30 protein-coding genes are annotated in these 26,518 nt (G+C 64.9%); 24 read left to right on the top strand and 6 right to left on the bottom strand.

The features are described from left to right. The 4 genes from dnaX to ACTHNE_RS19175 form a co-directional block, all read left to right on the top strand. On the top strand, nucleotides 1-1,600 hold a 1,600-nt coding region (gene dnaX / locus ACTHNE_RS19190; protein WP_440270053.1), incomplete at its 5' end, for a DNA polymerase III subunit gamma/tau. 18 nt (nucleotides 1,601-1,618) lie between these two features. After that, on the top strand, nucleotides 1,619-1,942 hold the full coding sequence (locus ACTHNE_RS19185) for a YbaB/EbfC family nucleoid-associated protein (protein ID WP_192674920.1): 324 nt from the start codon (nucleotides 1,619-1,621) through the stop codon (nucleotides 1,940-1,942). Nucleotides 1,943-1,985: 43 nt separating this feature from the next. Continuing rightward, the gene (gene recR / locus ACTHNE_RS19180; RefSeq protein WP_324939193.1) at nucleotides 1,986-2,585 is read left to right on the top strand and encodes a recombination mediator RecR; all 600 of its coding nucleotides are present in this window, start codon (nucleotides 1,986-1,988) and stop codon (nucleotides 2,583-2,585) included. 30 nt (nucleotides 2,586-2,615) lie between these two features. Continuing rightward, a complete protein-coding gene (locus ACTHNE_RS19175; protein WP_324939190.1) occupies nucleotides 2,616-2,960 on the top strand; it encodes a histidine triad nucleotide-binding protein in 345 nt (114 codons plus the stop codon). Between the two features lie 61 nt (nucleotides 2,961-3,021). On the opposite strand, the gene ACTHNE_RS19170 is transcribed toward ACTHNE_RS19175, so the two are convergent. From ACTHNE_RS19170 to ACTHNE_RS19155, 4 genes are read right to left on the bottom strand one after another with little or no spacing between them, the layout of a single operon-like run. Further along, nucleotides 3,022-3,615, bottom strand: a complete 594-nt coding sequence (locus tag ACTHNE_RS19170; protein WP_324939186.1) for a Slp family lipoprotein — start codon at nucleotides 3,613-3,615, stop codon at nucleotides 3,022-3,024. Between the two features lie 50 nt (nucleotides 3,616-3,665). Continuing rightward, nucleotides 3,666-5,630: a transglutaminase TgpA family protein gene (locus ACTHNE_RS19165; protein WP_440270052.1), complete on the bottom strand. Its 1,965-nt coding sequence runs from the start codon at nucleotides 5,628-5,630 to the stop codon at nucleotides 3,666-3,668. Next, nucleotides 5,627-6,574 carry a DUF58 domain-containing protein gene (locus tag ACTHNE_RS19160; RefSeq protein ID WP_324939203.1) on the bottom strand — a complete coding sequence of 316 codons (948 nt, stop codon included), beginning with the start codon at nucleotides 6,572-6,574 and terminating at the stop codon, nucleotides 5,627-5,629. Before ACTHNE_RS19160 ends, ACTHNE_RS19165 begins: the two co-directional genes overlap by 4 nt. A gap of 11 nt (nucleotides 6,575-6,585) precedes the next feature. Next, complete coding sequence (locus tag ACTHNE_RS19155) at nucleotides 6,586-7,527, bottom strand: AAA family ATPase (protein WP_324939180.1); 942 nt, start codon at nucleotides 7,525-7,527, stop codon at nucleotides 6,586-6,588. Here ACTHNE_RS19155 and ACTHNE_RS19150 point away from each other — a divergent pair. Further along, entirely contained in the window at nucleotides 7,526-9,133 is a 1,608-nt protein-coding gene (locus ACTHNE_RS19150; RefSeq protein ID WP_324939177.1) for an ArnT family glycosyltransferase, read from the top strand. The genes ACTHNE_RS19155 and ACTHNE_RS19150 overlap by 2 nt on opposite strands. Before the next feature lie 10 nt (nucleotides 9,134-9,143). Here the strand turns inward: ACTHNE_RS19150 and ACTHNE_RS19145 are convergent, their stop codons facing one another. After that, entirely contained in the window at nucleotides 9,144-9,731 is a 588-nt protein-coding gene (locus ACTHNE_RS19145) for a Maf family protein (protein ID WP_324939174.1), read from the bottom strand. After that, nucleotides 9,731-10,180, bottom strand: a complete 450-nt coding sequence (locus tag ACTHNE_RS19140) for a hypothetical protein (protein ID WP_440270051.1) — start codon at nucleotides 10,178-10,180, stop codon at nucleotides 9,731-9,733. Before ACTHNE_RS19140 ends, ACTHNE_RS19145 begins: the two co-directional genes overlap by 1 nt. A gap of 135 nt (nucleotides 10,181-10,315) precedes the next feature. On the opposite strand from ACTHNE_RS19140, the gene ACTHNE_RS19135 reads away from it, so the two are divergent. From ACTHNE_RS19135 to nuoE, 19 genes are all read left to right on the top strand, one after another. Continuing rightward, entirely contained in the window at nucleotides 10,316-10,834 is a 519-nt protein-coding gene (locus ACTHNE_RS19135) for a YceD family protein (RefSeq protein ID WP_414649706.1), read from the top strand. Between the two features lie 19 nt (nucleotides 10,835-10,853). Continuing rightward, nucleotides 10,854-11,048 (top strand): 50S ribosomal protein L32, encoded by a 195-nt coding sequence (gene rpmF / locus ACTHNE_RS19130; protein ID WP_324939164.1) that lies wholly within the window; start codon nucleotides 10,854-10,856, stop codon nucleotides 11,046-11,048. 179 nt (nucleotides 11,049-11,227) lie between these two features. Beyond that, nucleotides 11,228-12,205, top strand: a complete 978-nt coding sequence (locus tag ACTHNE_RS19125; protein ID WP_440270050.1) for a beta-ketoacyl-ACP synthase III — start codon at nucleotides 11,228-11,230, stop codon at nucleotides 12,203-12,205. A gap of 174 nt (nucleotides 12,206-12,379) precedes the next feature. Continuing rightward, nucleotides 12,380-13,327, top strand: coding sequence for an ACP S-malonyltransferase (gene fabD, locus ACTHNE_RS19120; protein ID WP_324939157.1), 948 nt, complete (start codon nucleotides 12,380-12,382; stop codon nucleotides 13,325-13,327). Nucleotides 13,328-13,367: 40 nt separating this feature from the next. Beyond that, a complete protein-coding gene (fabG, locus tag ACTHNE_RS19115) occupies nucleotides 13,368-14,108 on the top strand; it encodes a 3-oxoacyl-ACP reductase FabG (protein WP_440270049.1) in 741 nt (246 codons plus the stop codon). Nucleotides 14,109-14,378: 270 nt separating this feature from the next. Further along, nucleotides 14,379-14,621, top strand: a complete 243-nt coding sequence (gene acpP, locus ACTHNE_RS19110) for an acyl carrier protein (protein ID WP_324939151.1) — start codon at nucleotides 14,379-14,381, stop codon at nucleotides 14,619-14,621. A gap of 196 nt (nucleotides 14,622-14,817) precedes the next feature. Further along, complete coding sequence (fabF, locus tag ACTHNE_RS19105) at nucleotides 14,818-16,056, top strand: beta-ketoacyl-ACP synthase II (protein WP_324939147.1); 1,239 nt, start codon at nucleotides 14,818-14,820, stop codon at nucleotides 16,054-16,056. A 125-nt stretch (nucleotides 16,057-16,181) separates the two neighbouring features. Next, nucleotides 16,182-17,540: an aminodeoxychorismate synthase component I gene (locus ACTHNE_RS19100; RefSeq protein WP_440270048.1), complete on the top strand. Its 1,359-nt coding sequence runs from the start codon at nucleotides 16,182-16,184 to the stop codon at nucleotides 17,538-17,540. Next, the gene (gene pabC / locus ACTHNE_RS19095) at nucleotides 17,540-18,340 is read left to right on the top strand and encodes an aminodeoxychorismate lyase (RefSeq protein ID WP_324939144.1); all 801 of its coding nucleotides are present in this window, start codon (nucleotides 17,540-17,542) and stop codon (nucleotides 18,338-18,340) included. The genes ACTHNE_RS19100 and pabC overlap by 1 nt, the downstream gene beginning before the upstream one ends. 279 nt (nucleotides 18,341-18,619) lie before the next feature. Further along, the gene (mltG, locus tag ACTHNE_RS19090; protein WP_324939141.1) at nucleotides 18,620-19,660 is read left to right on the top strand and encodes an endolytic transglycosylase MltG; all 1,041 of its coding nucleotides are present in this window, start codon (nucleotides 18,620-18,622) and stop codon (nucleotides 19,658-19,660) included. Further along, complete coding sequence (gene tmk, locus ACTHNE_RS19085) at nucleotides 19,657-20,292, top strand: dTMP kinase (RefSeq protein ID WP_324939138.1); 636 nt, start codon at nucleotides 19,657-19,659, stop codon at nucleotides 20,290-20,292. The genes mltG and tmk overlap by 4 nt, the downstream gene beginning before the upstream one ends. Beyond that, on the top strand, nucleotides 20,289-21,224 hold the full coding sequence (holB, locus tag ACTHNE_RS19080) for a DNA polymerase III subunit delta' (RefSeq protein ID WP_324939135.1): 936 nt from the start codon (nucleotides 20,289-20,291) through the stop codon (nucleotides 21,222-21,224). The genes tmk and holB overlap by 4 nt, the downstream gene beginning before the upstream one ends. Beyond that, nucleotides 21,224-22,153 (top strand): PIG-L deacetylase family protein, encoded by a 930-nt coding sequence (locus tag ACTHNE_RS19075; RefSeq protein WP_440270047.1) that lies wholly within the window; start codon nucleotides 21,224-21,226, stop codon nucleotides 22,151-22,153. The genes holB and ACTHNE_RS19075 overlap by 1 nt, the downstream gene beginning before the upstream one ends. Nucleotides 22,154-22,246: 93 nt before the next feature. Next, on the top strand, nucleotides 22,247-22,600 hold the full coding sequence (locus tag ACTHNE_RS19070) for a PilZ domain-containing protein (RefSeq protein WP_380017148.1): 354 nt from the start codon (nucleotides 22,247-22,249) through the stop codon (nucleotides 22,598-22,600). Nucleotides 22,601-22,915: 315 nt separating this feature from the next. Continuing rightward, a complete protein-coding gene (locus ACTHNE_RS19065; protein ID WP_440270046.1) occupies nucleotides 22,916-23,272 on the top strand; it encodes an NADH-quinone oxidoreductase subunit A in 357 nt (118 codons plus the stop codon). Next, the gene (locus ACTHNE_RS19060; RefSeq protein ID WP_440270045.1) at nucleotides 23,263-23,820 is read left to right on the top strand and encodes a NuoB/complex I 20 kDa subunit family protein; all 558 of its coding nucleotides are present in this window, start codon (nucleotides 23,263-23,265) and stop codon (nucleotides 23,818-23,820) included. The genes ACTHNE_RS19065 and ACTHNE_RS19060 overlap by 10 nt, the downstream gene beginning before the upstream one ends. 15 nt (nucleotides 23,821-23,835) lie before the next feature. After that, complete coding sequence (locus ACTHNE_RS19055; RefSeq protein WP_440270044.1) at nucleotides 23,836-24,564, top strand: NADH-quinone oxidoreductase subunit C; 729 nt, start codon at nucleotides 23,836-23,838, stop codon at nucleotides 24,562-24,564. A gap of 2 nt (nucleotides 24,565-24,566) precedes the next feature. Further along, a complete protein-coding gene (locus ACTHNE_RS19050) occupies nucleotides 24,567-25,826 on the top strand; it encodes an NADH-quinone oxidoreductase subunit D (RefSeq protein WP_440270043.1) in 1,260 nt (419 codons plus the stop codon). Between the two features lie 20 nt (nucleotides 25,827-25,846). Next, the gene (gene nuoE / locus ACTHNE_RS19045; RefSeq protein WP_440270042.1) at nucleotides 25,847-26,374 is read left to right on the top strand and encodes an NADH-quinone oxidoreductase subunit NuoE; all 528 of its coding nucleotides are present in this window, start codon (nucleotides 25,847-25,849) and stop codon (nucleotides 26,372-26,374) included. The last annotated feature ends 144 nt before the right edge of the window (nucleotides 26,375-26,518 follow it).

Genomic DNA, 26,518 nt, shown 5'->3' with positions numbered 1-26,518 from the left:
CGGTCAGGAGCATGTCGTACGTGCGCTCACCAACGCGCTCGACAGCGGGCGCATGCATCATGCCTATCTCTTCACCGGTACGCGCGGCGTCGGCAAGACCACCATCGCGCGCATCTTCGCCAAGTCGCTGAACTGCGAGCGTGGCGAATCGGCCGATCCCTGTGGCGAGTGCGCGGTGTGCGCGGCGGTCGACGCCGGCCGCTTCGTGGATCTCTTGGAAATCGACGCGGCCAGCAACACCGGTGTGGATGACGTGCGCGAGGTGATCGAGAACGCGCAGTACGCGCCGGCGCGCGGGCGCTTCAAGGTCTACCTGGTGGACGAAGTGCACATGCTTTCCAAGCCGGCTTTCAACGCCTTGTTGAAAACCTTGGAAGAGCCGCCGCCGCACGTGAAGTTCCTGCTCGCTACCACCGATCCGCAGAAGCTGCCGGTGACGGTGCTCTCGCGCTGCCTGCGTTTCAACTTGAAGCGCCTGCTGCCGGATCAGATCGCCGGGCAGATGCGCCATATCCTCGGCGCCGAGCACATCGAATACGAAGATCCGGCCCTCGTCGAACTGGCACGCGCGGCGGATGGTTCATTGCGCGATGGCCTGTCGCTGCTGGACCAGGCCATCGCCTATGGCGGCGGTTCGCTGAAGGCGGACGAGGTGCGCGCCATGCTGGGCAGCGTCGAGCGTGGCCAGGTGCTTGGCCTGCTCGATGCACTGGCGGCGGGGGACGGACAGACCTTGATGGCCGAATGCGCGCGCATCGCCTCGTATTCGCCGGATTTCGGCAGCGTGCTGGATGATCTTGCCGCCGCGCTGCATCGTATCCAGCTGGTGCAACTGGTGCCTGGTTATCGCCCGGATCCGAACGAGGGCGACGATCCGGCGCTCGCCGGCCTGGCCGAGCGCATGGCGCCTGAGGACGTGCAGCTCTATTACCAGATCGCCACCAGCGGCCGCCGCGACCTGGCGCTGGCGCCCGATACCCGCACCGGCTTCGAGATGGCCTTGCTGCGCATGCTGGCGTTCCGCCCCGGCGACGATGCGGCGCCTGTAGCCTCCGGCGGTGGCCAGCGTGCCGCCGCACCACCGCGTCCGGTCGCTGCTTCGTCCGCTCCTGCCGCCGCACCGGCCCCGGCTGCGCGGCCCGCGCCCGCACCGTATGCGACCCCTCCGGCTGCCGCGGTTGCGCCGCCGGCGCCACGCATGACCACGCCCGGCGGCTTGCCCGATTGGGAAGCGCTGATCCAGCGAGCCGAACTGCGCGGCCCGCTTGGTCAGCTGGCGCAGAACTCCGCCTTGCGTGGGCGGGAAGGGCAGACGCTGGTGCTGGCGCTGCAGCCCACGCACATGCATCTGGCGGTGGAGCCGATCGTCAGCCAGATCGCCGACCGCCTGAGCGAAACGCTGGGCGAACCGATCCGCCTTTGTTTCGTTGAGGACAGCCACGGCGCCGCACATACGCCGGCGGCCCGCGCGGCCGAGGCGCGCAGCGCGGCGCAGTCGGCGGCCGAAGCGTCGATCGAAGGCGATCCGCTGGTGCAGGCGCTGAAGCGCGAATTCGGCGCGCGCGTGGTGCCGCAATCCATCAAACCCATCAATTCCTGATTTTTCGGAGTACATGTCATGAGAGGACAACTTGGCCAGCTGATGCAGCAGGCGCAGCGCATGCAGGAAGACATGAAGCGCGCGCAGGAAGAAATCGCCAAGCTGGAAGTGACCGGCAGCGCCGGTGGCGGCCTGGTTAGCGTGTTGATGACGGGCGCGCATGAAGTGCGCCGCGTGCAGATCGATCGCAAACTGTTTGCCGATGATCCGGAAATGGCCGAAGACCTGGTCGCCGCCGCGATCAACGATGCGGTGAACAAGGTGGCCGAAGCGAGCAAGAACAAGCTGGGCGGCCTCACCGCCGGCATGAACCTGCCGCCCGGGTTCAAGATGCCGTTCTGATCGTGCACTCCCTCTTCCCTTTGGGCAGAGGGAGTAAAAGCCCATGAGCAGCTCGCCTCTACTCAACGAACTTATCGAAGCGCTGCGCTGCCTGCCCGGCGTCGGCGGCAAGAGCGCGCAGCGCATGGCGTTCCATCTGCTGGAACGCGAGCGCGAACGTGGCATGAAGCTGGCCGCGGTCATGCAGCAGGCGATGCAGAAGATCGGCCATTGCACGCGCTGCCGCAACTTCAGCGAAACGCCGGTGTGCGCGATCTGCGCCAGCAGCAGCCGCGACCGGCACGTGCTGTGCGTGGTGGAATCGCCGACCGATCTGGCCGCGATCGAACAGGCCACCGGTTATCGCGGCCAGTACTTCGTATTGATGGGTCGGCTGTCTCCACTGGATGGATTGGGTCCGGAAGAATTGGGCCTGGGCTTGCTCAGCGAACGCCTGGCCGAAGGCGAAGTGGAAGAGCTGATCCTGGCGACCAACCCCACGGTGGAAGGCGAGGCCACGGCGCACTACCTGGCCCAGCTCGCGCGCGCCGCCGGCATTCGTCCCACGCGGCTGGCGCACGGCGTGCCGCTGGGCGGCGAACTGGAATACGTGGATCGCGGCACGCTGGCGCATGCCTTCGGCAGCCGGCAATCCGTGGATTGAATGGCTTTCATTACTGACGGAGCAGCACGCATGGCTGACACCATCTTCGGCAAGATCATCCGGCGCGAGATTCCCGCCGACATCGTCTATGAAGACGACGACGTACTGGCGTTCAAGGACCTCAACCCGCAGGCGCCGGTGCACGTGTTATTTGTGCCCAAGCGCGCGCTTGCCACCTTGAACGACGCCACGCCTGCCGATGCGGAATTGATTGGCAAGCTGATACTCGCCGCCGCTGCCTACGCCAAGCGCGAGGGCCTGGACAAGGATGGCTATCGCGCCGTCATCAACTGCAACGAGCACGGTGGCCAGACGGTGTTTCACCTGCATGTGCACCTGCTGGCCGGTCGGCGCATGCACTGGCCGCCGGGTTGAATCACAGCACGCACACATAAAAAACGCCGGCCCGAGGCCGGCGTTTTCATTGAACGATCGATCAGCGGTGGCGCACCACGATCACCGGCGGCGGCGCGTACCAGCCGCCCCAATATGGGCCCCAACCACCCCAGCCCCAACCCGGACCCCAGTAGGGGCCCCAGAACGGGTCATACCAGCCGGGGCCATAGGGATAGCCCACTACCACTGGGCGCTTCGGCCACAGGTACACCACGTTGGCTTCGACACGCGGGTAGGCATAGTCGTAATCGCCGACCTTGCGTTTCACGACGCCTTGCACGGTGCCCGTGACGGTGATTTCGCGGCCGGGCTTGAACACTTCCGGATCATAGAAGCCGTCGCGGCAGGCGACAAAGCGGCCCTGCGTGTTGGCGTTGCTGTTGTCGCTGATCGGGCGGGCCTGGCTATCGAGCGGACGGGCCATTACGTAGAAGCAAGTGGACTGCTGGCCCGGCTCGGTGCTGATGATGTCGCCACCCCAACGCACCTGCGTGCCGTCGGCGGTGCTGCCTTGCTGCACGCTGGAGGTGGTGATCGGGGCGAAGTTGCCCTGCAGCGGCTGCGGCACCGTGGCGCACGCGGCCAACAGGGTGGAGAGTGCTGCGAGGCTGAGAATTCGATACAGGGGAGACATGAGGTGTTTCTCCATCTTGGGCGGATGCATGCTACATCGTTGCGGCTGGCTTAGACCACGCGGCGCGGTTGGAAATTCCGTACCGCCTGCCTGAAGCTGCGCAGGGATTCAATGGTGGGTTCGACAGTGGCGTAGCGCAGCTCGATATAGCACCTCATCAAATGGTCCAGTTCCGCACGTTGGCCGGGCAGCGCGCGGGCGGCGCGGCGAAGGTAATGCTGCGGCCCTTCACTGCGGCGGCGCACGACCCCTGCGTGGGCGAGCTTGCGTTCCAGTGCACGCATGGCCGCGAGGGCCGGGTCGCTTTCCGGTCGACGCCACAACGCCCAGCACAAACCGGCGGCACCGAACACCGCCACGCTGGCCGTCAGCAGCTTCATCAGCATGCCGGTGTCGACGTCGCGGATACCGAACGGCGTCAGCAGTCCGTGCTGGCGTAGTGCGTCGAAACCGATAACGCTCTGGTTCCACCATCGGTTGACGATGTCCCATTGGTTACGCATCGATTCGAGCATGCCCGACTGGTACCAGGGCAGCTGGCCGCCGGCGGCGCTGGCGGCGCCCTGCGTGATGCGTTGCGGGCGCACCGCGCCGGTGGGGTCCACGCGCACCCAGCCGCGGCCTTCCAGCCACACTTCGCTCCAGGCATGCGCATCGGCATTGCGCACCAGCAGGTATTGGCCGAGCTTGTTCCAGAAGCCGCCCTGGAAACCGGTGACCACGCGCGCGGGAATGCCGGCGGCGCGCATCAGCACGGTGAACGCCGACGAGTAGTGCTCGCAAAAACCTTCGCGCGTGTTGAACAGGAAATCGTCGATCGCATCGCGTCCCAGCGGCGCGGGCAGCAAGGTGTAGCTGAAACCGCCGTCGTGGAATAGGTTCAAGGCGGCCTGCACGATGCGTCCGTCGTTATGGCCGTATACCTGCCGCCATTGCGCGGCGAGTGCGTGCGTGCGCGGATCGAAGCCCTCGGGCAGTTGCAAGGCGCGCATGCGCGTGGCGATATCGAGGCTGGGTTCAAAGCGATAGCGCACGGCGGAACTCAGCGTGTAATCCCGCACCTCATCGACCGGCTTGTCGGCGAACACTTCGCCATCGGCGCGCGGTTGCGCACCGTCCGGCGCGCCTAGTGGAACGTCCAGCGTAGGCAGTACGTGCTGGTGCGTGGGCTCCAGGCTGATGCGGTAATCGATGGTGGCGTGGGCCTCGATCGGAATGGTGGTCGGGGGGCGATCGACCCGCTTCCAATCCTTGCCGTCGTAATCCCACATGACGAAGGCGCGGAAATAACGCTGTCCTTGCTCCGGCGGCGGACCGTCGAAGCTTACGCGCATGGCGGCGCTGTCGTCGGTAAGCAGTTCGGTGAAATCGCTGGGCGACATGTGATCGCTGAGCCCGGTTTTCGCCGTTTGCTGGTTCGACGCACCCCACAGCGGTGTGGTGAGTCGCGGCACCAATACGAACGCCGTCAGCGCCAACGGCAGCGATGCGGCCAGCAGGCCGAAGGCGGGCAGCAATTGGCGCGGCAGGCTGGGGGATGCCTGCGTGGGTTCCAGCGAGCGCCAGGTAGTCAAGGCGGGCAGCAGGCCGAGCGCGACCACGAAGGTGGCGACCATGCTTTGCCCGAACAGCAATGCAGCCATCAACAGGAAGCAGGCAAACGCGGCGGCCACGCGCGCATCACGCGGCGCTTCGCTTTCGCTGAGTTTCAGTACCAATAGGCCCGCGGCGAGCGCCGAGCCTGGTTCGCGTCCGAACAGGTTGCCGTAGTCGAGTACCACCGCGCCGACCAGGATCACCAGCATCGGCACTTTCAACCACGCCGGCACGCGGCCGGGACGATACTTCCGCTGCCACCAGCGCAGGCCGAGCGCCACGAAGAGCGAGCTGGTCAACAGGACCGGGAGATGATCCGCATGCACGGCCAGCACGAACGCGGCAGTAAGGCAGAGCAGATCGAACGTGCGCTCGCTGATGCGCAGATGCGTATGCGCTCTTCGCCAGAAGCCGATCATGGCAGCAGCGCCAGTGCGCTCATGCACCGCGCGTAATGCGCAGGCCCGCCGCCGATGCCGATCGCTTCGCCAGGCAGCCACAGGCTCCATTGCCGTCCTTGCGCCAGCGCTTCGCCCAGCCAGCGGGCGAGCCGGGCGATGCGCGCTTCGTTATCCAGGCCGCGCAGATGGCGCCAATCCAGGCGCCATTCGCGCATCGCCTCGGGCTGCTCGTAATCCTTCACCAGCAAGTTCTCGTGGCGCGCGCTGGCTTTCCAGGCGATATGGCGCATGGAATCGCCGCTGCGGTAGTCGCGCAGCGAGGCGAGGTCTTCACCGCGATGCAGGCGCTGGCGGCGATGGTCTTCCAGCGGCAGGGTCGGGCCTGGCCCGGCAGTTTCCGGTCGCGGCCACACCAGCACGGCGTAGTGAGGATTGACCCAGCTCCATGCGCGGAACAAGCCCATCGGCCAGGTCGTCCATACGCGCAAGCGCGGCAACGCCAGCCAGCCGCGGTATTCCGTGGGCATGCTCACCGTGACGTCGGTACGGCCGTTGACGTCGAACGCCTGCGTGACTTCGCCGATATCCAGCTGCACCGCCTGGCGCAGACGCCTGGCTTCGAAGTCGAAGGTGACATCGATCGGTTGTCCAGCCACTGCATGGCCGGCGCGGATGCCGCGAATGCGCAGGCCATTCAAGGTGCGAAACGCCACCAGCATGCTGATCGAGGTGGCGGCGCCAAGCAGGCAAGTGAGCATCAAGCCGGCGTTGTTCGAATAGTTCAGGCTGCCGACCATCATCACCAGCAACAGCAGGGTGAATGCGATACCGAAACCGGTGGGCACGATGTAGATGCGCCGCCGATGCAGTTCGATCGGCAGTTCTTCCTGGCGACGATGGCGCGTGAGCGCCGGCAACCGCCGTTCGGCCCATAGCTGCAGGCGTTGCCACTGCGTTCTCAGCGACATGGATGTCAGTCGACCGCGACTTCACTCAACAGCGTGCGCGCCAGGGTGTCGCCACTTGCGCCGCGCGCCGCCACCAGGCGATGCGCGGCGAGCGGCACGAACAGCGCTTGCAGATCTTCCGGCAACACGTGGCCGCGATCGCTGAGCATGGCCCAGGCGCGCGCTGCGGCCAGCAGGGAAAGACCGGCGCGCGGCGACAGCCCCACGCGGATGTCCGGATGCCGGCGGCTGGCTGCCAGCAAGGCCTGCAGATAATCAAGTAATGCCGGACTGGCGGTGATGCTGCGCGTCTGCTGGTTCAACGCGATCAGGCTTGCCGCTTCCAGTTGCGGCGTGAGGTGCGTGAGCAGGTCGCGTCGATCAGTGCCGATCAGCAACTCGCGCTCCGCGCTGGCGTCGGGGTAGTCGAGCGACACGCGCAGCATGAAGCGGTCCAGTTGCGAATCGGGCAGCGGAAAGGTGCCGGCCAGATCCAGCGGATTCTGCGTGGCGACCACGAAGAACGGATCGGGCAGGGTATGCGTTTGGCCGTCCACGGTGACCTGCCGTTCGGCCATTGCTTCCAGCAGCGCGCTTTGCGTTTTCGGCGTGGCCCGATTGATCTCGTCGGCCAGCAACAAGCCGGCGAATACCGGACCGGGATGAAAACGGAACTGGCCGGTCTCGCGCTCGTACATGCTGACCCCGATAATGTCCGACGGCAGCAGGTCGCTGGTGAACTGCACGCGCTGGAAATCCAGCGCGAAACTCGCCGCCAGCGCATGCGCCAGCGTGGTCTTGCCGACACCGGGTACGTCTTCAAGCAGCAGATGGCCGCCTGCGATCAGGCAGGTAAAGGCCAGCTTGACCTGACGCGCCTTGCCGAGCAGCACCTTGTTGACCTGGGCAATGGCGGCATGGAGACGCTTTTGCAGGTTTTCATCACGAAGCGGAGTGATGGCTGACATGGATTCCTGGAAGCCGAGGACAGATGGGGAGGGCGATGCCAGTGTAGTCGCCAGCCTTGCGCGCTGGCGAGCGGCTTTCGTCACAGCATTCCTGTGCCTGCTGGCGGTGAAACTGGCGCTGGTCCTCACCGTGCAGCCGTTCGGCGACGAAGCGTTTTATTGGCAGGAAAGCCGCCATCCGGCCTGGGGCTACAGCGACCTGCCGCCGCTCACCGCGTGGTTGATCTGGCTGGGAGAACGGTTGGCGGGGCACGGCTTGTTCGGCATGCGCTGGCCGTTCCTGGTGCTGGGCAGCGCGCTGCCGTGGTTGCTGGTCGGGTTCGGCCGCCGCGCTTTCGATGCGCGTACCGGCTGGCAGGCCGGGCTGCTGTGCCTGTGCCTGCCGTTGGCCGGCAGCCTGGGCGTGATGGCAATGCCGGATGTGCCGCTGACCGTTGCCGGTGCGGTGGCCATGTTCGCGTTGCTGCGCGCCATGGATGAAAACCGTGGGCGCGATTGGCTGCTGCTCGGCATCTCGCTCGCGTGTTGCTGGATGAGCCATTACCGCGCCGCGATGTTCATGCTCGCTGGCATGTTGTTGCTACTGCTTACACCGCGCGGTCGTTTGCAATGGCGGCGTCCCGGTTTCTGGTTGGCGATGGCGATTGCCGCGTTGGGACTGGTGCCGCTGCTGATTTCCAATTGGCAGCAGCACGGTGCGGGCATCGCGTTCCAGTTGATCGAACGCAATCCGTGGCGTTTTCATGTTGACGCATTGGCGCAGCCGTTGGAGCAGGCGATCACTTGCACGCCATTGCTCTACATCTGCCTGCTATGGGCAGCGTGGCAAAGCTGGCGCCAGCGTGCGCATGGTCCGTGGGATGTGGTCGCCGTGCTGTCGTTGACGTTTATCGTCGTGTACTTCGCCGCGGGATTGTTCGCCGACAACCAGCGCTTCCGATTGCATTGGCCGCTGCCGGGTTATCTGCCCTTGCTGGCGGCCTTGCCTGCACTGTTGCGTCGAATCGATGGCGTGCGCGTATGGCGTGTGCTGGCGACCTGCGGCGCGGCGCTCGCGCTGATGGTGCAGTTGGTGGGATTGTGCGCGTTGTATCCGCATATCGGGCAGTGGCCGGGCATGGCCCGCGTCGTGCCAATGGCGTTTGTTGGCTGGAAGGAAAGCGCCGATATCGCCAAGGCCCAGCTCACCGCGCAGCCGGCCTTGCTGGTTGCCGACAACTTCATGATGGCGGCGGAACTCGACTTCCAGTTCGACGGCACGCGTCCGATCTATACGCTCGATCACCCGCTCAACATGAAATACGGACGTGCGCCGCAGGTGGCGTTGTGGGGCATGGATGAGACCGCCTTGCGTCGCGATCATGCTGGCGCGCCGGTATTGCTGGTGGTCGATGAGTTTGCAGCGCGTGGCAACGAACGCGATGCGTGGATGGCGTCGTTGTGCGGGCGCATCGATGCGCTGACGCCGGTGCGGCGCTTGAGCCTGTATGGGGGGCGCAAGCGTATTGCGTTCTATCGCGGGCGGGTCGCGCCTGTCGTGCATCAAGGCGCGCCGGATGAGTGCGTGGCTTGGCGCGATTACATCAATGCGTTGGACGATATTTGATGCGGGGACATCACGGAATGCTCAGGCCTGCTTCGCGCAGCAGTCTTGCCAATGCAATCAGCGGCAGCCCGATCAACGCCGTGGGATCGCCGGTATCGATGCGCTCGAACAAGCTGATGCCAAGGCCTTCGCACTTGAAGCTGCCGGCGCAATCAAGCGGCTGTTCGCGCTCGACGTAGCGGCGGATTTCATCCGGCTGCAGGGAACGGAAATGCACGCGGGTGAGATCGAGATGGGTATGGCGTTGCCCGCTGCGCGCGTCGAACACGCACAGCGCTGTGTGGAAAGACACCGCACGACCGGAGCAGGCGTCGAGCTGCGCGCAGGCGCGTTCGATGGAGCCGGGCTTTTCCAGCAGCGCGCCATCGAGTTCGGCGACCTGGTCGGAACCAATTATCAGCGCGTCGGCCAGCCCTGCGCCGGCGTCGATGGATTTGGCCACGGCCAGCCGCATCGCACGCGCCGCCGGGGCCTCGTCCGCCAGCTCGGTTTCGAGGGTGCCGGGTGCCCGCTGCTCGAACACGAGGCCGAGCCGGCCCAGCAGTTCGGCGCGGTAACGGGAGGTGGAGCCGAGCACCAGCCGCCGCGGCACGCCCATCAATGGGAGTCCTGGCGGATGTGCTCGCGCATGGCGGCGTCCAGGTCGTTCTGCGCCTCGCCCAGCGCGTCCAGCAGCGGACGCAGTCGTTGCTTGGTCTGGTCCATTGCCTGCACGGCGGTATCCAATTCGCCCTGGCTGGCGGTGGGGGCGTGGTCGCGGATCCAGATGCGCTGCTGCAGCAGGGCGCGCAGGCCAGCGTCGACGGCATGGGCCGCCTCCTGCTCGCTGGCGGCGGGCAGGTCGGGGTTCATGGACATCACCGCATGGGCCTGCTTGAGCTTGACCCGGCAGGCTTTGAGATCCGCCTCCACCCGGTCGGCCAGCTCCAGCAGGCGCTTCAAGCTAGCGGTGCGCCGGCTCATGCGCCGCAAAAACAGGGCGCCAGCCACGGCGACCAGCAGCAGAACGATCAAGGCGGCCAGGCCGAGCGTAAGATAGGTGTCCAAAGGAGAAGTCGGCTTAAGGCTCGAGACGGTGAGCAGTCTGCCGCATGCGCCCGGTTCAGGCAAAGCCGCCGCCAGCGCTTTGTGATGGGCTGCGCGGTTGACTTAACCTCCCGGGAAACATACTATTTCCCGGTTATGTCCGCGACACTGCCAGAGTCCGTGGACGCTTGGCGCATGGTTTCCGCGCGGCGTTCGTTTCAGGGGTCACTGCCCATCGCCGCAATGCCCCGCCTGTGCGAGGCGCTGGCGGATGACGCAGGTTCGGCCCAATACCAGCTCGACTTCGGTCGGGACGAGTTCGGCACTGCCTATGTCGATGTACGCGTCCAGGCGCCCTTGTGGCTGGTCTGTCAGCGCACGCTCGAAGCATTCGTCATGCCCATCACGGTGGAAAGTCGCCTGGGCCTGATCCGTTCCGAGCGGGAGGAAGCCGCGCTTCCGCCAGGCTGCGAGCCGCTGCTGGTCGCCGAGGACGACAAGCTGAGCCCGGTCGACGTGATCGAGGACGAACTGTTGTTGGCGCTGCCGCTGGTGCCGGTCAATCCGGACAGCGCACTGCCCGAAGAAGTGACACGCCCGCCGGTGGAAGACATTCCCGCCCAAGAGCGTCCCGATAACCCGTTCGCGGTGTTGCGCGAACTCAAGAACAAATGATTGAGCTGGAGAAACCATCATGGCCGTTCAAAAGAGCCGCAAGACCCCGTCCACCCGCGGCATGCGTCGCTCGCACGACAAGCTGAGCACCGTACAGCTGGGCACCGACCCGACCAGCGGCGAAGTGCATCGTCGTCACCACGTGACGGCCGATGGCTACTATCGCGGCAAGAAGGTCATCGACACCCAGGTTGCGGTGGTCGACGAAGACTGATCACGCGGAACCTTCCGGTTTCGTCAGGCAGGCGGCGCGGCGACGCGCCGCTTTGCGTTCTTGCGATATGAGGCCGCGGCGGCTATTGAACGCGCCGTCACGGCAACGTAACGTTGCGGTCTTGGTGTCTGCGTTAGCCCTCCATGGCAGCAGGCGCCTTTCCCGCTGATGGATATTCAATGACCCAGATCTACGCCCGCATCGTCGGCACCGGCAGCGCCTTGCCGGAGCGTGTCCTTACCAATGCCGATCTCGAGAAGTTCGTCGACACCAGCGATGAATGGATCCGCGAACGCACTGGCATCCGCCAGCGTCACATCGCTGCCGAGGGCGAAACCACGGGTGATCTGGCCACGCTGGCGGCGCAGCGCGCGCTCGACGCGGCCGGCGTCAAGGCGTCGGAGCTCGATCTGATCGTGCTCGGCACCACCACGCCCGACATCATTTTTCCGTCCACCGCCTGTCTGGTGCAGCATCGCCTCGGCGCCAACGGTTGCGCGGCGTTCGACGTGAATGCGGCCTGCTCCGGTTTCGTCTACGCACTGGGCATTGCCGACAAGTTCATTCGCAGCGGCCAGTCGAAGAAGGTGCTGGTGATCGGCGCCGAAACGCTGACGCGCATGGTGCGCTGGGAAGAACGCGAAACCTGCGTGCTGTTCGGCGACGGCGCCGGCGCGGTGGTGCTTGAAGCTTCCAGCGAACCGGGCATCTACGCCACCTGCCTGCATGCCGATGGCAGCCACAAGGAACTGTTGTGGAATCCGGTCGGTGTCTCCGTCGGCTTCAAGGACGACGAGCCCAACCACGGCGTGCGCATCCGCATGGCCGGCCGCGAAGTGTTCAAGGTGGCGGTGAAGACGCTCGATTCGCTGGTCGAGGAAACGCTCAAGGCCGGCGGCATGGAAGCCTCGCAACTGGACTGGCTGATTCCGCACCAAGCCAACCTGCGCATCATCGAAGCCACGGCCAAGCGCCTGAACATGTCGATGGAGCAGGTGATCGTCACCGTCGACAAGCACGCCAACACCTCCGCCGGCTCGGTGCCGCTGGCGCTGGATTTCGCGGTTCGCTCGGGCAAGGTGAAGCGCGGGCAGAACCTGTTGCTGGAAGCGTTCGGCGGCGGCTTTACGTGGGCCTCCGCGCTGTTGCGTTACTGAGGCTTTACAAAAAATCGAGGGTTGGCGTTGCCGATCTTTCGAGCGCGAAGCCGTGCGTGGGTTGCCGCAAAAAAGAAGGGCTTTCAGCAAGTTAGGATCTTCTTCGCGGAATACGGCTGCGCACGGCGCGCGTTGCTGGCACCATGTGCGGTTTCGCCAACCCCTTTTCACGCAATGAGTCAGCACACCGCGTCACTCGCCTTTGTCTTTCCCGGCCAGGGTTCGCAATCGGTCGGCATGCTCGCCGAACTGGCCGCCGCCCACGCTGAGGTGAAAGCCACCTTCGATGAAGCTTCGCACGGTGCGGGCATCGATCTGTGGGAACTCAGCCAGCACGGTCCGGAAGATCAGCTCAATCGCACCGAAAACACGCAGCCGGCGCTGCTCGCGGCCAGCGTGGCCGTGTGGCGCGTATGGCAGAAACTCGGCGGCGCGCAGCCGGCGCAACTGTCCGGACACAGCCTGGGCGAATACAGCGCGCTGGTGTGCGCCGGCGCGTTGTCGCTGCACGATGCCGCGGCGCTGGTCGCCGAACGTGGCTGCCTGATGCAGGCGGCGGTGCCGGCCGGAGTGGGCGCGATGGCCGCCATTCTCGGCGGTGACGATGCGTTGATCGCTGCCGTGTGCGAGGAAGTGGCGCAAGGCCAGGTGGTAGCGCCGGCCAACTACAACTCGCCGGGCCAATTGGTGATCGCCGGCCACGCCGATGCGGTGGACCGCGCGTTGGCGAAGCTCGCCGAGCAAGGCGTCAAGAAAGCGGTGAAGTTGGCCGTTTCGGTGCCATCGCATACCGCGCTGATGCGCGAGGCAGCTGACAAGCTGGGCGAGCGCATGGCCTCCATTGCATGGCAGTTGCCGGACATCCCCGTGATACAGAACGCTGAAGCACGTGCCTACGACACGCTGGAAGACATTCGCGGCGCCCTGCAGCGCCAGTTGTATCTGCCGGTACGCTGGACCGGATGCGTGCAGGCGCTGGTTGCCGGCGGTGCCACGCGCCTGGCCGAATGCGGCCCTGGCAAGGTGCTGGCCGGCTTGATCAAGCGCATCGACAAAAGCGTCGAGGCGCGCGCCATCGGTACGCCGGCCGAACTCGACGCCGCACGCGGCGAGTGGGCCTGAATCATTCCATCTTCGAACGCTGCTTGAAGGACACTGAACAATGAGCACTCTGCAAGGTGAAATCGCCCTCGTCACCGGCGCCAGCCGCGGCATCGGCGCGGCGATCGCCGATGAATTGGCCGCCATGGGCGCCACCGTCATCGGCACCGCCACCAGCGAAGCGGGCGCCGCGGCCATCGGCGAACGGCTTGCGCCGCACGGTGGACAGGGGCGCGTGCTCAACGTGACCGATGCGGCATCGGTGGATGCCTTGATCGAGGACATCACCAAGCAGCACGGTGCGGTATCGATCCTGGTCAACAACGCCGGCATCACGCGCGACCAACTGTTGATGCGCATGCGCGACGAAGACTGGCAGGCGATTCTCGATACCAATCTCACTTCGGTCTATCGCCTGTCCAAGGCGGTAATGCGCAGCATGATGAAGGCGCGCAAGGGCCGCATCATTTCGATCGCTTCGGTGATCGGCCTTACCGGCAATCCGGGCCAGGCCAATTACGCCGCGGCGAAGGCCGGCATCATCGCGTTCTCCAAATCGCTGGCGCGCGAAATCGGTTCGCGCGGCATCACCGTCAACGTGGTGGCGCCGGGCTTCATCGATACCGACATGACCCGCGGCCTGCCGGAGGAATCCAAGCAGGCGCTGCTGGGCCAGATCGCGCTGGGCCGCTTTGGCGAAGCGGGCGACATCGCCAAGGCGGTGGGTTTCCTGGCGTCGCCCGCGGCGGCCTATATCACCGGCGAGACCTTGCACGTGAACGGCGGCATGTACATGCCGTAAGGAGCTTGTCCGCCATGGCGGCGGACTTGAAATAGGCCTGGCAAGCACAAGGTCTTGCGTTTGAAACCCGGCAGTCGGGCGCCGGCGCGAGCGGAAGTCGTCACGGCGCCCGTTTTGGGTGACAATCGGCATCTTTAGCGTCGCCAAACCCCGGCGGCTTGTATTCCTGGCATAATTGGCGGCTTCGCGGCTTAGCCACTACAATGCCGCAGACTTTGCCGGGGGAAACCCGGCAGACGGACTAATTTCCCCTTGGGAGGCAAAGGCAACATGAGCACCATCGAAGAGCGCGTCAAGAAAATCGTCGTCGAGCAGCTTGGCGTGAAGGAAGACGAGGTCACCCAGAACGCTTCGTTCGTGGACGATCTGGGCGCGGATTCGCTGGACACGGTCGAACTGGTAATGGCGCTCGAAGAGGAATTCGAAACCGAAATTCCCGACGAGGATGCCGAGAAGATCACCACCGTGCAGCAGGCCATCGATTACATCAAGGCCCACACCAAGGAAAGCTGATCCGCGTGGCGGGGCGGGGCATACGCGTCCCATGTCTCCTCGTAGTGATTTCGGAAGCTGCGCCATCTCGGCGCAGTTTTCGTTTCTGCAATTTGCAACGTCCGATCCCGTATGGTGTGCTGGGTCGGCGCGTCGCAACATCAAGGGAAGCATGCCTCGCGGCTGACCTTTCCCGAACCAGCTAGGAACTCGATCCATGAGCAAACGACGTGTGGTAGTGACCGGCATGGGCATCATCTCGCCGGTCGGCAACGACATTGCCACCGCCTGGAACAACATCCTCAAGGGCGTCAGCGGCATCGGCCAGGTTACGCATTTCGACGCGACGGCCTATGCCACGCGCATCGCCGGCCAGGTGCGCGACTTCGATCCCACGCAATGGATGCCGCCGAAGGATGTGAAGAAGATGGATCCGTTCATCCACTACGGTATCGCCGCGGGCACCCAGGCCCTGCGCGATTCCGGGTTGGAAGTGACGGATGCCAACGCGCCGCGCATCGGCGTGGCGATCGGCGCCGGCATCGGCGGACTCAACACCATCGAGGACACCTCGATCGAATTGCACGAAAAGGGCCCGCGTCGCGTGTCGCCGTTCTTCGTGCCCAGCTCGATCATCAACATGGTGTCGGGCAACCTGTCGATCATGTTTGGCCTGAAGGGCCCGAACATCGCCTGCGTCACCGCCTGCACCACCGCCACCCACAACATCGGCCTGGCCGCGCGCATGATCCAGTACGGCGATGCCGACGTCATGGTCGCCGGCGGCGCCGAATTCGCCACCACCGGCACGGCGATGGCGGGCTTCTGCTCGGCCAAGGCCATGTCCACCCGCAACGACGAGCCGACCAAGGCCAGCCGTCCGTGGGACAAGGATCGCGACGGTTTCGTGCTGTCCGACGGCGCCGGCGTGCTGGTGCTGGAAGAATACGAACACGCCAAGGCGCGCGGCGCGAAGATCTATGCCGAGCTGGTCGGCTTCGGCATGAGCGGCGACGCGTACCACATGACCGCTCCCAGCGAGGGCGGCGAAGGCGCGGCGCGCTGCATGGACGCCGCCTTGCGCGACGGCCGCATCAATCCCACCGAGGTGCAGTACATCAACGCGCACGGCACGTCCACGCCGTTGGGCGACCTGGGCGAAGTGATGGCGGCCAAGACCGTGTTCGGCGATCACGCCTACAAGCTGGCGATGAGCTCGACCAAGTCCACCACTGGCCACCTGCTGGGTGCTGCCGGCGGCGTGGAGGCGATCTTCACCATCCTCGCCATGCGCGACCAGGTGCTGCCGCCAACCATCAACCTGGACGAACCGGGCGAAGGCTGCGATCTGGATTTCGTGCCCAACACCGCGCGCGAGGCGAAGATCGATATCGCGATCTCCAACTCGTTCGGGTTTGGCGGTACCAACGGTACGTTGGCGTTCCGGCGGACCTAGGCCAAGGCACTTCACCGATCGTCATTCCCGCGAAGGCAGGAATCCATGTCGCTTCGGTGCATGGTAGTGATGGATTCCCGCTTTCGCGGGAATGGCGGCTGAAACGTAACGGAGCGTTTGCGGCATTGGCCACCGGCAATTGCACCACCCGCACATTGGACGGCCGGCGCGATCTACTCGCGCCGGCCGCTGCATTTCCAGAACGCTATCCCGCGCTGCTGGAAAGCGTGACGCGCACAAGCGCACATGCGCGCTACGACATCCTGTTCGCCTTTCCCCAGTCCACGCTGACGCTGGCCTCCGATGGCCTGGTGCACGAGCCCGATGGGCGGGTACATCAAGGCCGCTTTCTTGACGCGCTCGACAGCGCCTGGCGCGCGGAACGCCTGCCGCCGGATGCGGATGACGGACTGCCGTTCCATGGCGGCTGGGTGATCCTGCTCGCCTACGAATTGGCCGCGGAAATCGAGCCCACGCTGCATCTGCAACGTTCGGATATCTTGCCGGTGGCGCTGGCGCTGCGCTGTCCGGCCGCGATCATCGTCGACCATCTGCACGAGCGCACCATCCTGCTTGCCGAAGCGGGACACGATGCACTGCTCGACATCATGGCGGCCGACCTGGCCATCACGCCGACGATCGAGCCGCTCGCGACACCCGCATCGATCGAAGAGGACGCGCCGGCGCATTTCCTCGATGGCGTGGCGCGCATCCACGAACACCTGCATGCCGGCGACGTGTTCCAGGCGAATCTTTCGCGCGCGTGGCGCGCACGCTTCGATCAGGCACCGTCGGCCGCCAGCCTGTATGCCGCGTTGCGCCGTGCGAATCCCGCACCGTTCGCCGGCCTGCTGCAGCAGCAGGCATGGGCGGTGATCAGCTCATCGCCTGAACGCCTGGTCGAAGTGCGTCGCGGCATGGCGCAGACGCGCCCCATCGCCGGCACGCGGCCGCGCCTTGCGGGCGATGACGAGGTAGCGCGCATCCGCGAGCTCACCGCGCATCCCAAGGAGCGCGCCGAGCACGTGATGCTGATCGATCTGGAACGCAACGATCTGGGCCGCGTGTGCAAGCCCGGCACGGTGGAAGTGAATGAGTTGATGGTGGTGGAAAGCTACGCGCACGTGCATCACATCGTCTCCAACGTGCGTGGCCGTTTGCGCGACGGAGTTACGCCAGGGCAGGTGATTGCGGCGACGTTTCCGGGCGGCACCATCACCGGTTGCCCGAAAGTGCGTTGCATGGACATCATCGCGGCGCTGGAAGACGCGCCGCGCGGTGCCTACACCGGTGCGCTGGGTTACCTCGATCGCCATGGCGATCTGGATCTGAACATTCTTATCCGCACGCTGACCTTGCACGGTTGCGAAGTGAGCCTGCGCGCCGGCGCCGGCATCGTGGCCGATTCCGACGCGGCGAAAGAACTGGACGAAACCCGCGCCAAGGCGCGTGGCATGCTGCGCGCCTTGGGTGTGGCCGGCTGATGATGCTGGTCAACGGCCAGCTCAGCGATAGCGTCAACGCGCTCGATCGCGGGTTGAGCTACGGCGACGGCCTGTTCGAGACGATTCGCTTCGAAGCCGGCCAGGCGCCGTTGTGGCCCCGGCATATGCAACGCCTGGCGATAGGATGCGAACGCTTGCATCTGCCGGCTCCAGATACGGAATTGCTGTGGCAAGAAGCACAGCAGGTCGGCGCCGGACAATCGCGTTTCGTCCTGCGCATCACCTTGACGCGCGGCGTAGGCGAGCGTGGTTATGCGCCGCCGCTTACGGTTGCGCCGACGCGTATCGTCGCGGCGTTTCCTTCGCCAGCCTTGTCCACCGCGCTCTACGTCGATGGCGTGCGTGTGTACCGCTGCCAGACTAGCCTGGCCGATCAGCCCTTGCTGGCCGGCATCAAGCACCTCAACCGCCTGGAGCAAGTCCTCGCGCGCGCCGAGTGGAACGACCCGGCCATCGGTGAGGGCCTGGTCTGCGATCGCCATGGCCATGTCATTTCTGCCACCGCCGCCAATCTGTTCGCGGTGATCGATGGCGTGCCGGTCACGCCGTCGGTGGACCGTTGCGGTGTTGCCGGGGTGGCCAGGGCGGCCCTGCTGGACGCGTTTCCCGAATGTCAGGTGCGGGACCTGCCGCTTGGCGAGGTCTTGAACGCTTCGGAGCTCTTTCTCAGTTCCAGCGTTCGCGGCATCCTGCCCGTTCAGGCCGTGGGCGATACCGTGTACGCTCCCGGTCCGGTCGTGCGTGCCATGCAGCAGCATTGGCGCAAGTTGGGTTTTTAGGGATGATCTGTTCCATTTTACGTAGGCGGCATGATGCAGAAAGCTCGTAGGGTGTGTTGCGTGGCGCAGCTAAGACTGGCCGTCTTCTCAAGACGCGCGGCGCAGCCTACGAGCTTTCTGCGCATCACCCTTCGGGCCGTTACTGTCTGTCCGCACCCCTTCGGCCCCTCGGTTTGACAGACGGCCAGTCTGCCTTCGCCGAGGGGCCTGTGGCCTGCGAACAGACAGTAACGGTGACGCCCACGTAAAATGGAACAGATCATCCCCAGTGGAGCAGGCATGAGTCGAAGCGGTACATCACGGGGGCGCGTGGCGTGGCGTCTGCTGTTGTTGATCCTGGTGCTGGCCTTCGTCGGCGCCGCCGGTTGGTTCTGGCACGACTTCACCCGCTTTGCCGTGGCGCCGCTGCGCGTCAGCGTCACCGGCGAAAGCGTGGATATCGAACGCGGCACCAGCTTCAAGGACATCGTGCACCAGTTGCGCTCGCAAGGTCTCACCACTTCCACGCCTTTCTACTGGCGCTTGCTGGCCGAGAAGATGCACGTGGCAGGCAGGCTGCATGCGGGCGAATACGCCATCACGCCGGGCATCACGCCGCAGGAACTGCTGACGCATATGGCGCAGGGCAAGGTGATGCATCGCGATGTCACCATCGTCGACGGCTGGACCTTCCGCGACGTGCTGCAGGCGCTGAACAAGGCCGACAAGCTGAAGCACGAAACCGCCGGCCTCGATGACGCCACCATCATGCAGAAGATCGGCGCGCCCGGCGAAAAACCCGAAGGGCGTTTTCTGCCGGAAACCTACGCCTATGTAAAAGGCGACAGCGACTTGGACGTATTGCGCCGCGCGCACGAGGCGATGGACAAGACGCTGGCGACGCTCTGGGCGCAGCGCGATCCGAAGCTGCCACTGAACTCGCCGTATGAAGCGCTGATCCTGGCCTCGATCGTCGAGAAGGAAACCGGCCGCGCCGATGAGCGTCCGCGCATCGCCGGCGTCTTCATTCGCCGTCTGGAAAAGAACATGCTGCTGCAGACCGATCCCACCGTGATCTACGGCATGGGCGCCAGCTACGCGGGCAATATCCATAAAAGCGATCTGACCACCGATACGCCGTACAACACCTATACACGCCCCGGCCTGCCGCCCACGCCGATCGCCATGCCGGGCAAGCCGGCGATCGAAGCGGCATTGCATCCCGCGCAAGGTGAGGAGCTGTATTTCGTCGCGCGCGGCGACGGCACGCACGCGTTCGCCAGCACCTTGGACGAGCAGAACCGCAACGTGGCCTGCTATCAGCTGAAGCGCTGCCGATGAACGCGCGCGGACGTTTCATTTCCCTGGAAGGTGGCGAGGGTGCGGGCAAGAGCACCTTGCTTGCGGGCCTGCATGCGCACCTGCTGCAACGTGGCGTGCAACTGGTGCAAGTGCGCGAACCCGGTGGTACTGCGTTGGGCGAGGCGATCCGTTCGATCGTGCTCGATCCGGCGCATCCGGCGATCAGCGCGGAAAGCGAATTGCTGCTGATGTTCGCCTCGCGCGCGCAACTGGTGCGCGAACGCATTCAACCTGCGCTGGAAGCAGGGCAGTGGGTGCTGTGCGATCGCTACGTGGATGCCAGTTATGCCTACCAGGGTGGCGGACGCGGCCAGCCGGTCGAACGCATCGCCGACTTGGAGCGCTGGGCCTGCGTCGGCGTGACGCCCGATCTCACCCTGCTGCTCGATCTGCCGGTGTCGACCGGACGCGCGCGCGCTGCAGGGCGTGGCGCGGCCGATCGGATCGAAGTGGAAGCGGATGCGTTTTTCGAACGCGTGCGTCTTGCCTATCGCGAACGTGCGCAGGCCGAGCCGCAGCGTTTCCGCGTGATCGATGCCAGCCTGTCGCCGGAACAGGTGCTGCAGGCGGCGATCGCGGCCACGGATCATTTGTTCGAGGCAAGTCGATGAGCATTCCGTCCTGGCATGTCGAGCTTTGGTCGCGCTTGCAGGCGCGCCGCCAGCGCAATGCCTTGCCGCATGCCTTGCTGCTGTGCGGTCCGCAAGGTCTGGGCAAGCGCGATTTCCTGCGTCGCTTCGTGCGCGGACTGCTCTGCCAGCATCCCGATAATGGCGATGCCTGCGGCGCCTGTCGCAGCTGCCTGTTGTTCGACGCCGGTACGCATCCCGATTACGTGGCCTTGAGTTTTGGCTTGCGCAAGGACGGCGTGCAGCGTCAGGACATCGTGGTGGACCAGATTCGCGAATTGTCCGCGCGCCTGGCCACCGCCAGCCAGTTCGGCGGCTGGCAGATCGCCAGCATCGATCCGGCCGATGCGATGAACACGGCGGCGGCAAACGCCTTGCTGAAAACGCTGGAAGAACCCGCCACGCAAACCATGCTGATCCTGGTGGCGGACGCGCCGTGGCGCATGCCGGCGACCATTCGCAGCCGCTGCCAGCGCATCGATTTCCAACTGCCCAAACACGACGAGGCGCTGGCCTGGTTGCAGGAAGTCGGCGTGCGCGATCCGCAGGCGGCCTTGGACGCGGCGGGTGGCAATCCCGGTCTTGCGCGCATCTGGGCGGAGCAGGGCGCGCTCGCGCAGCGGCAGGATGTGCGCAAGGATCTTGCCGCGCTGGCCTCCGGCCGCGGCGATGCGATCGCCATGGGCAAGCGCTGGCTGGACGATGCGCCCGAGCAGCGCCTGTGGTTCGCTGCACAGGCGGTGGCCGATGAAATGCGCGCGCGCGTCACTGCGCAATCGACGCCGCTTTCCAGCACGCTGGACAGCGAAGACCTGATGGCGTGGTATCACGCTGCCAATCGCACGCGCGAAGCGCTGCGCGGCCCATTGCGCGGCGACCTGCTGCTGCTGGAGTTGCTAGGGCGCTGGCGCTGATGTTGTCGGTTTCCGCGCAGACACGCCTGCTGGTGATCGCGCCGCATCCGGATGACGAAACGCTGGGTTGCGGCGTGCTGTTGCAGCACGTGCTGGCGGCGGGTGGTGCAGTACGCGTGCTGCTGCTGACCGATGGCGACAACAATCCGTGGCCGCAGCGCTATCTCGAACGACGCTTGGTCCTGGACGATGTCGCGCGCCGGCGCTGGGGCGCCAAGCGTCGCGACGAGGCGATGTATGCGCTGGAAAAGTTGGGCGTGTCGCCCTCGGCGCTACAGCCGCTCAGTTGGCGCGACATGGAAGTGACGCGTCGTTTGCATGACGATCTCGCCGGTTCGATCGCCGCGATACGTTCGGTGCTGGACGTGTTCCAGCCCAATCTCGTTTGTGGCCCGGCGCTGCGCGACAGCCATCCCGACCATGGCGCCGCGCATGTGCTGTGCCGGCTCGCGCTGGTCGGGCTGCACCCGGCGCCCATGCTGCTTGCCTATTCGGTGCATGGTGCCGCCGATCCGTCTGCCTATGCGCTGTCGATCGATGCCCCCGAAGAGCAACGGCAGCGCAAGCTGCTGGCGATCGAGGCGCACCGCACGCAGATGGCCTTGAGCGGCGGGCGCATGCGGCGGCTGGCGCTAAGCCCCGAGCGCTACATGCAGGTCGACGGCCATGCCGGCGATGGCCGATTGCCGTGGCGCCCGCCCGTGCTGCTGCGGCGCTGGTTGCGCCTGCTGGTGGCGACGCCCGCCGGCGCCCGGGAGTGGCCCTGGACGGAAGCGCCATGGGTGGAGGATGGCGCGCGACTGGACCAGGTAGGGCCGGGGCCGGTCTTCGCCAAGCTGCACCTGGACTGGCCCTCGCCCTGGATCTTCGACCATTGGGGCTGGTGGGAGGCGACGCCTGCCCCCGCCGCCGGGCTGGAGCGCGGCTAGCGCACGCAGCTCTCACTTTGGCTTACCGCGCCTTTGCACCCGCCCGGTGGCGTGGTTAGGATGTACCTCCGCCATTCGCCGATGCCGTTGCACATGAACCCGGTCGCCGCCCGCCAGGGCATCATCTCGCTGAAATTCAAGGACACGGCTTCGCTCTATAACGCGTATATGCCGTTCCTGAAGCATGGCGGCCTGTTCGCACCCACTGCGCAGCGTTATTCGCTGGGCGATGAAGTGGTGCTGCTGATCAGCCTGATCGACGAAAGCGAGCGCCTGTCGGTGGCCGGCAAGGTGGTGTGGATCACCCCGATCGGCGCGCAGGGCAACCGCACGGCGGGCATCGGTGTGCAATTCAACGATTCTTCCGATGGCGAGGCGGCGCGCGGGCGTATCGAAGCCCTGCTGGCCGGCGTGCTCAACTCCGAGCGCGCGACGCAAACGATGTAATCCATCCAGCGGGTAGCTTTCGCTGCACGCGCGGACGGCTGCGTGCAGGGGAGGCCGCGTGTCCGTGCAGGCGCGCTTGACCGAGCCGGCGATGGACAACTTAAGTTGCAAGAAATATCCCATGCTGCGCCACACAAGGCTTGTCGGCGCACCCATGCCCACTGATACAATGTCGCGATCCCTGGGGCTTGTCCCGAGGATTCGAGCGCCTGCATCTGCATCCCACAGAGCCGGACAGCCCGCTGATTTGAACTCCCGGACCGTTCGCCCCGACGGCCGCTGATGCACTCATGTGGTGCGGAGGTAAGTTAAACCGTGCTTGCCGAATACTGGCCCGTGCTCCTGTTCCTGGTGGTTGCCGGCGGACTGGGCATCGTACTTATCGTCATCGGCCTCTTGGCCGGTCCCCGCCGTCCGGAATCGGAGAAGCTTTCGCCGTACGAGTGCGGCTTCGAGGCCTTCGAGGATGCGCGCATGCAGTTCGACGTGCGCTATTACCTCCTCGCCATCCTTTTCATCATTTTCGATCTGGAAATCGCCTTCCTGTTTCCGTGGGCGGTGGTGTTCCAGCACATCGGCATCGTGGCGCTGATTGAAATGGCGCTGTTCCTGCTGTTGCTGGTGGTCGGTTTTGCCTATGTGTGGAAGAAGGGAGCACTGGAATGGGAGTGATCTCCTCCATCGATCGGGTGATGCACAACCCGCAGCCGTTGAACCTGGTGGACGACATCCTGCGTCCGGCTGGCGACAATCCCATCATCCAGCGTGGTTTCGCCACTACCTCGGTCGACGCCCTGATGAACTGGGCGCGCACCGGCTCGATGTGGCCGATGACCTTCGGTCTCGCCTGCTGCGCGGTGGAGATGATGCATGCCGGCGCCGCGCGCCTGGACTTGGACCGCTACGGCGTGGTGTTCCGCCCGAGTCCGCGCCAGTCCGACGTGATGATCGTGGCCGGCACCCTGGTCAACAAGATGGCCCCCGCCTTGCGCAAGGTGTATGACCAGATGCCCGACCCGAAGTGGGTCATTTCCATGGGCAGCTGCGCCAACGGTGGCGGCTATTACCACTATTCCTATTCGGTTGTGCGTGGCTGCGATCGCATCGTGCCGGTGGACATCTACGTGCCGGGCTGCCCGCCCACGGCCGAGGCGTTGATCCACGGCATCCTGCAATTGCAGAAGAAGATTCGTCGTACCAGCACCATCGCGCGTTCCTAAAAGGCGCAGTCAGTCATGAGCGATACGCAAACTAACTCGCTGGTCGAGCGGCTTGCCGCGCGATTCGGCGATCTGCTGAAAATCACCGTGGCCAACGGCCAGACCACGGCTGAGGTCGATGCCGCGCACCTGCTGTCGGTGGCGACCTCGCTGCGCGACGAGCCGGGCTTCCGCTTCAGCGAGCTGGTCGACCTGTGCGGCGTGGATTACCTGGGCTACGGCCAGACCGAATGGGACACCACCGACGTCTCCGGCAACGGCTTCTCGCGCGGCGTGGAAGGCGAGGCGATCGGCCGCTTCGCCTGGCAGGATCGTCCGCGCGACGTGTCGATGCCCAAGCGCTATGCGTCGGTGTTCCACCTGCTGTCGATCGAACTCAATCAGCGCCTGCGCGTACGTGTGTTCTGCGACGACAACGACCTCCCCGTCGTGCCTTCGCTCACCGGCATCTGGCCGGGCGTGAACTGGTTCGAGCGCGAGGCGTTCGACCTGTTCGGCATCATCTACGAAGGCCACCCGGACCTGCGCCGCATCCTCACCGACTACGGTTTCGTCGGCCATCCGTTCCGCAAGGACTTTCCGCTGATCGGCAACGTGGAAGTGCGCTATGACCCCGAGCAGAAACGCGTGGTCTACGAACCCGTGTCGATCGAACCGCGCGTGCTGGTGCCGCGCGTGATCCGCGATGACGCCGACCTGATACAAGCGAAGGCGGAAGCCGCCGATCACTGGCGGGAGAATTGAGCATGGCGAGCCAAGAAATCCGCAACTACACGATGAACTTCGGCCCGCAGCATCCGGCCGCGCACGGCGTGCTGCGCCTGGTGCTGGAAATGGACGGCGAAACGATCGTCCGTGCCGATCCGCACATCGGGCTGCTGCACCGTGGCACCGAGAAACTGGCCGAATCCAAGCCGTTCAACCAGTCGATCGGCTACATGGATCGTCTCGACTACGTGTCGATGATGTGCAACGAGCACGCCTACGTGCGCGCGATCGAAACCCTGCTGGGCATCGAGGCGCCGGAGCGCGCGCAGTACATCCGCACCATGTTCGACGAGATCACGCGCATCCTCAATCACCTGATGTGGGTGGGTTCGAACGCGCTCGACCTGGGTGCGATGGCGGTGTTCCTGTACGCCTTCCGCGAGCGCGAAGAGCTGATGGACTGCTACGAGGCGGTTTCCGGCGCGCGCATGCACGCCACGTACTACCGTCCCGGTGGCGTCTATCGCGACCTGCCCGGCAAGATGCCGCAGTACCGCGAATCGCCCTGGCACAAGGGCAAGGATCTGCAGCGCCTGAACGCGTGGCGTGAAGGTTCGATGCTCGATTACCTCGACGCCTTCACCGCCGACTTCTCCAAGAAGGTCGACGAATACGAAGAGCTGCTCACCGACAACCGCATCTGGAAACAGCGTACCGTCGGCATCGGCGTGGTGTCGCCCGAACTGGCCCAGCAGTGGGGCATGACCGGCGCCATGTTGCGTGGCTCCGGCATCGCGTGGGATCTGCGCAAGAAGCAGCCTTACGCCAAGTATGCCGACGTGGATTTCGACATCCCGGTCGGCGTCAACGGCGACTGCTACGACCGCTACCTGGTGCGCGTGGAAGAAATGCGCCAGTCCAACCGCATCATCAAGCAGTGCGCCGACTGGTTGCGTGCCAATCCGGGCCCGGTGATGGTGGAAAACTTCAAGGTTGCGCCGCCCAAGCGCGAAGCCATGAAGGAAGACATGGAAGCGCTGATCCACCACTTCAAGCTGTTCACCGAAGGCTACGGCGTACCGGCCGGCGAAACCTATTGCGCGGTCGAAGCGCCGAAAGGCGAGTTCGGTTGCTACCTGGTTTCCGACGGCGCCAACAAACCCTTCCGCGTGCATCTGCGCGCTCCGGGCTTTGCCCATCTGTCGTCGATGGACACCATCGTGCGCGGCTACATGCTGGCCGACGCGGTGGCGGTGATCGGCACCTATGACCTCGTGTTCGGCGAAGTCGATCGCTGAGCGTAAGAGGATAAGCACACATGAAAGCCACCGGAAATTACGAGCAGGTCAAACACGTCGATCCGCTCGTCGTGCTCAACGAGCACACGCGCCATCACATCGATCACTGGCTGGGCAAGTTCCCGCCGGATCGCAAGCGTTCCGCACTGATCCAGGCACTGTTCGCCGCGCAGGAACAGAACCACGGCTACCTCACCGACGAGCTGATCACTGCCGTCGCCAAGTACATCGACGTACCGGCGGTGTGGGCGTACGAAGTGGCCAGCTTCTACTCGATGCTGGAAACCAAGCCGGTCGGTCGCAACAACGTCGCGATCTGCACCAACATCTCCTGCTGGCTCAATGGCGCTGAAGACCTCGTGCGCCATTGCGAGAAGAAGCTCGGTATCAAGCTTGGCGAAAGCACGCCGGACGGTCGCGTGTACCTCAAGCAGGAAGAAGAATGCATTGCCGCGTGCGTGTATGCGCCGGCGATGACGGTCAATGGTCATTACCACGAGCGTCTCACGACCGAAAAGGTCGATGAGATTCTCGATGGCTTGAAATGAGAGGGCAGGGAACCATGGCAGTCGGACCCGCACCCCAAGAACACCAGGTCGTCTACACCACGCTGCATTTCGACAAACCGTGGTCGATGGACAGCTACGAACAAGTGGACGGCTATAAGGCGTGGAAGAAAATCCTCGCCGAAA

The sequence above is a fragment of the Dyella sp. genome, assembly GCF_051954575.1.
GTDB lineage: Bacteria > Pseudomonadota > Gammaproteobacteria > Xanthomonadales > Rhodanobacteraceae > Dyella_B.
The sequence above is the reverse complement of the archived record's forward strand: the minus strand, read 5'-3'. Positions and strand labels throughout refer to the sequence as shown.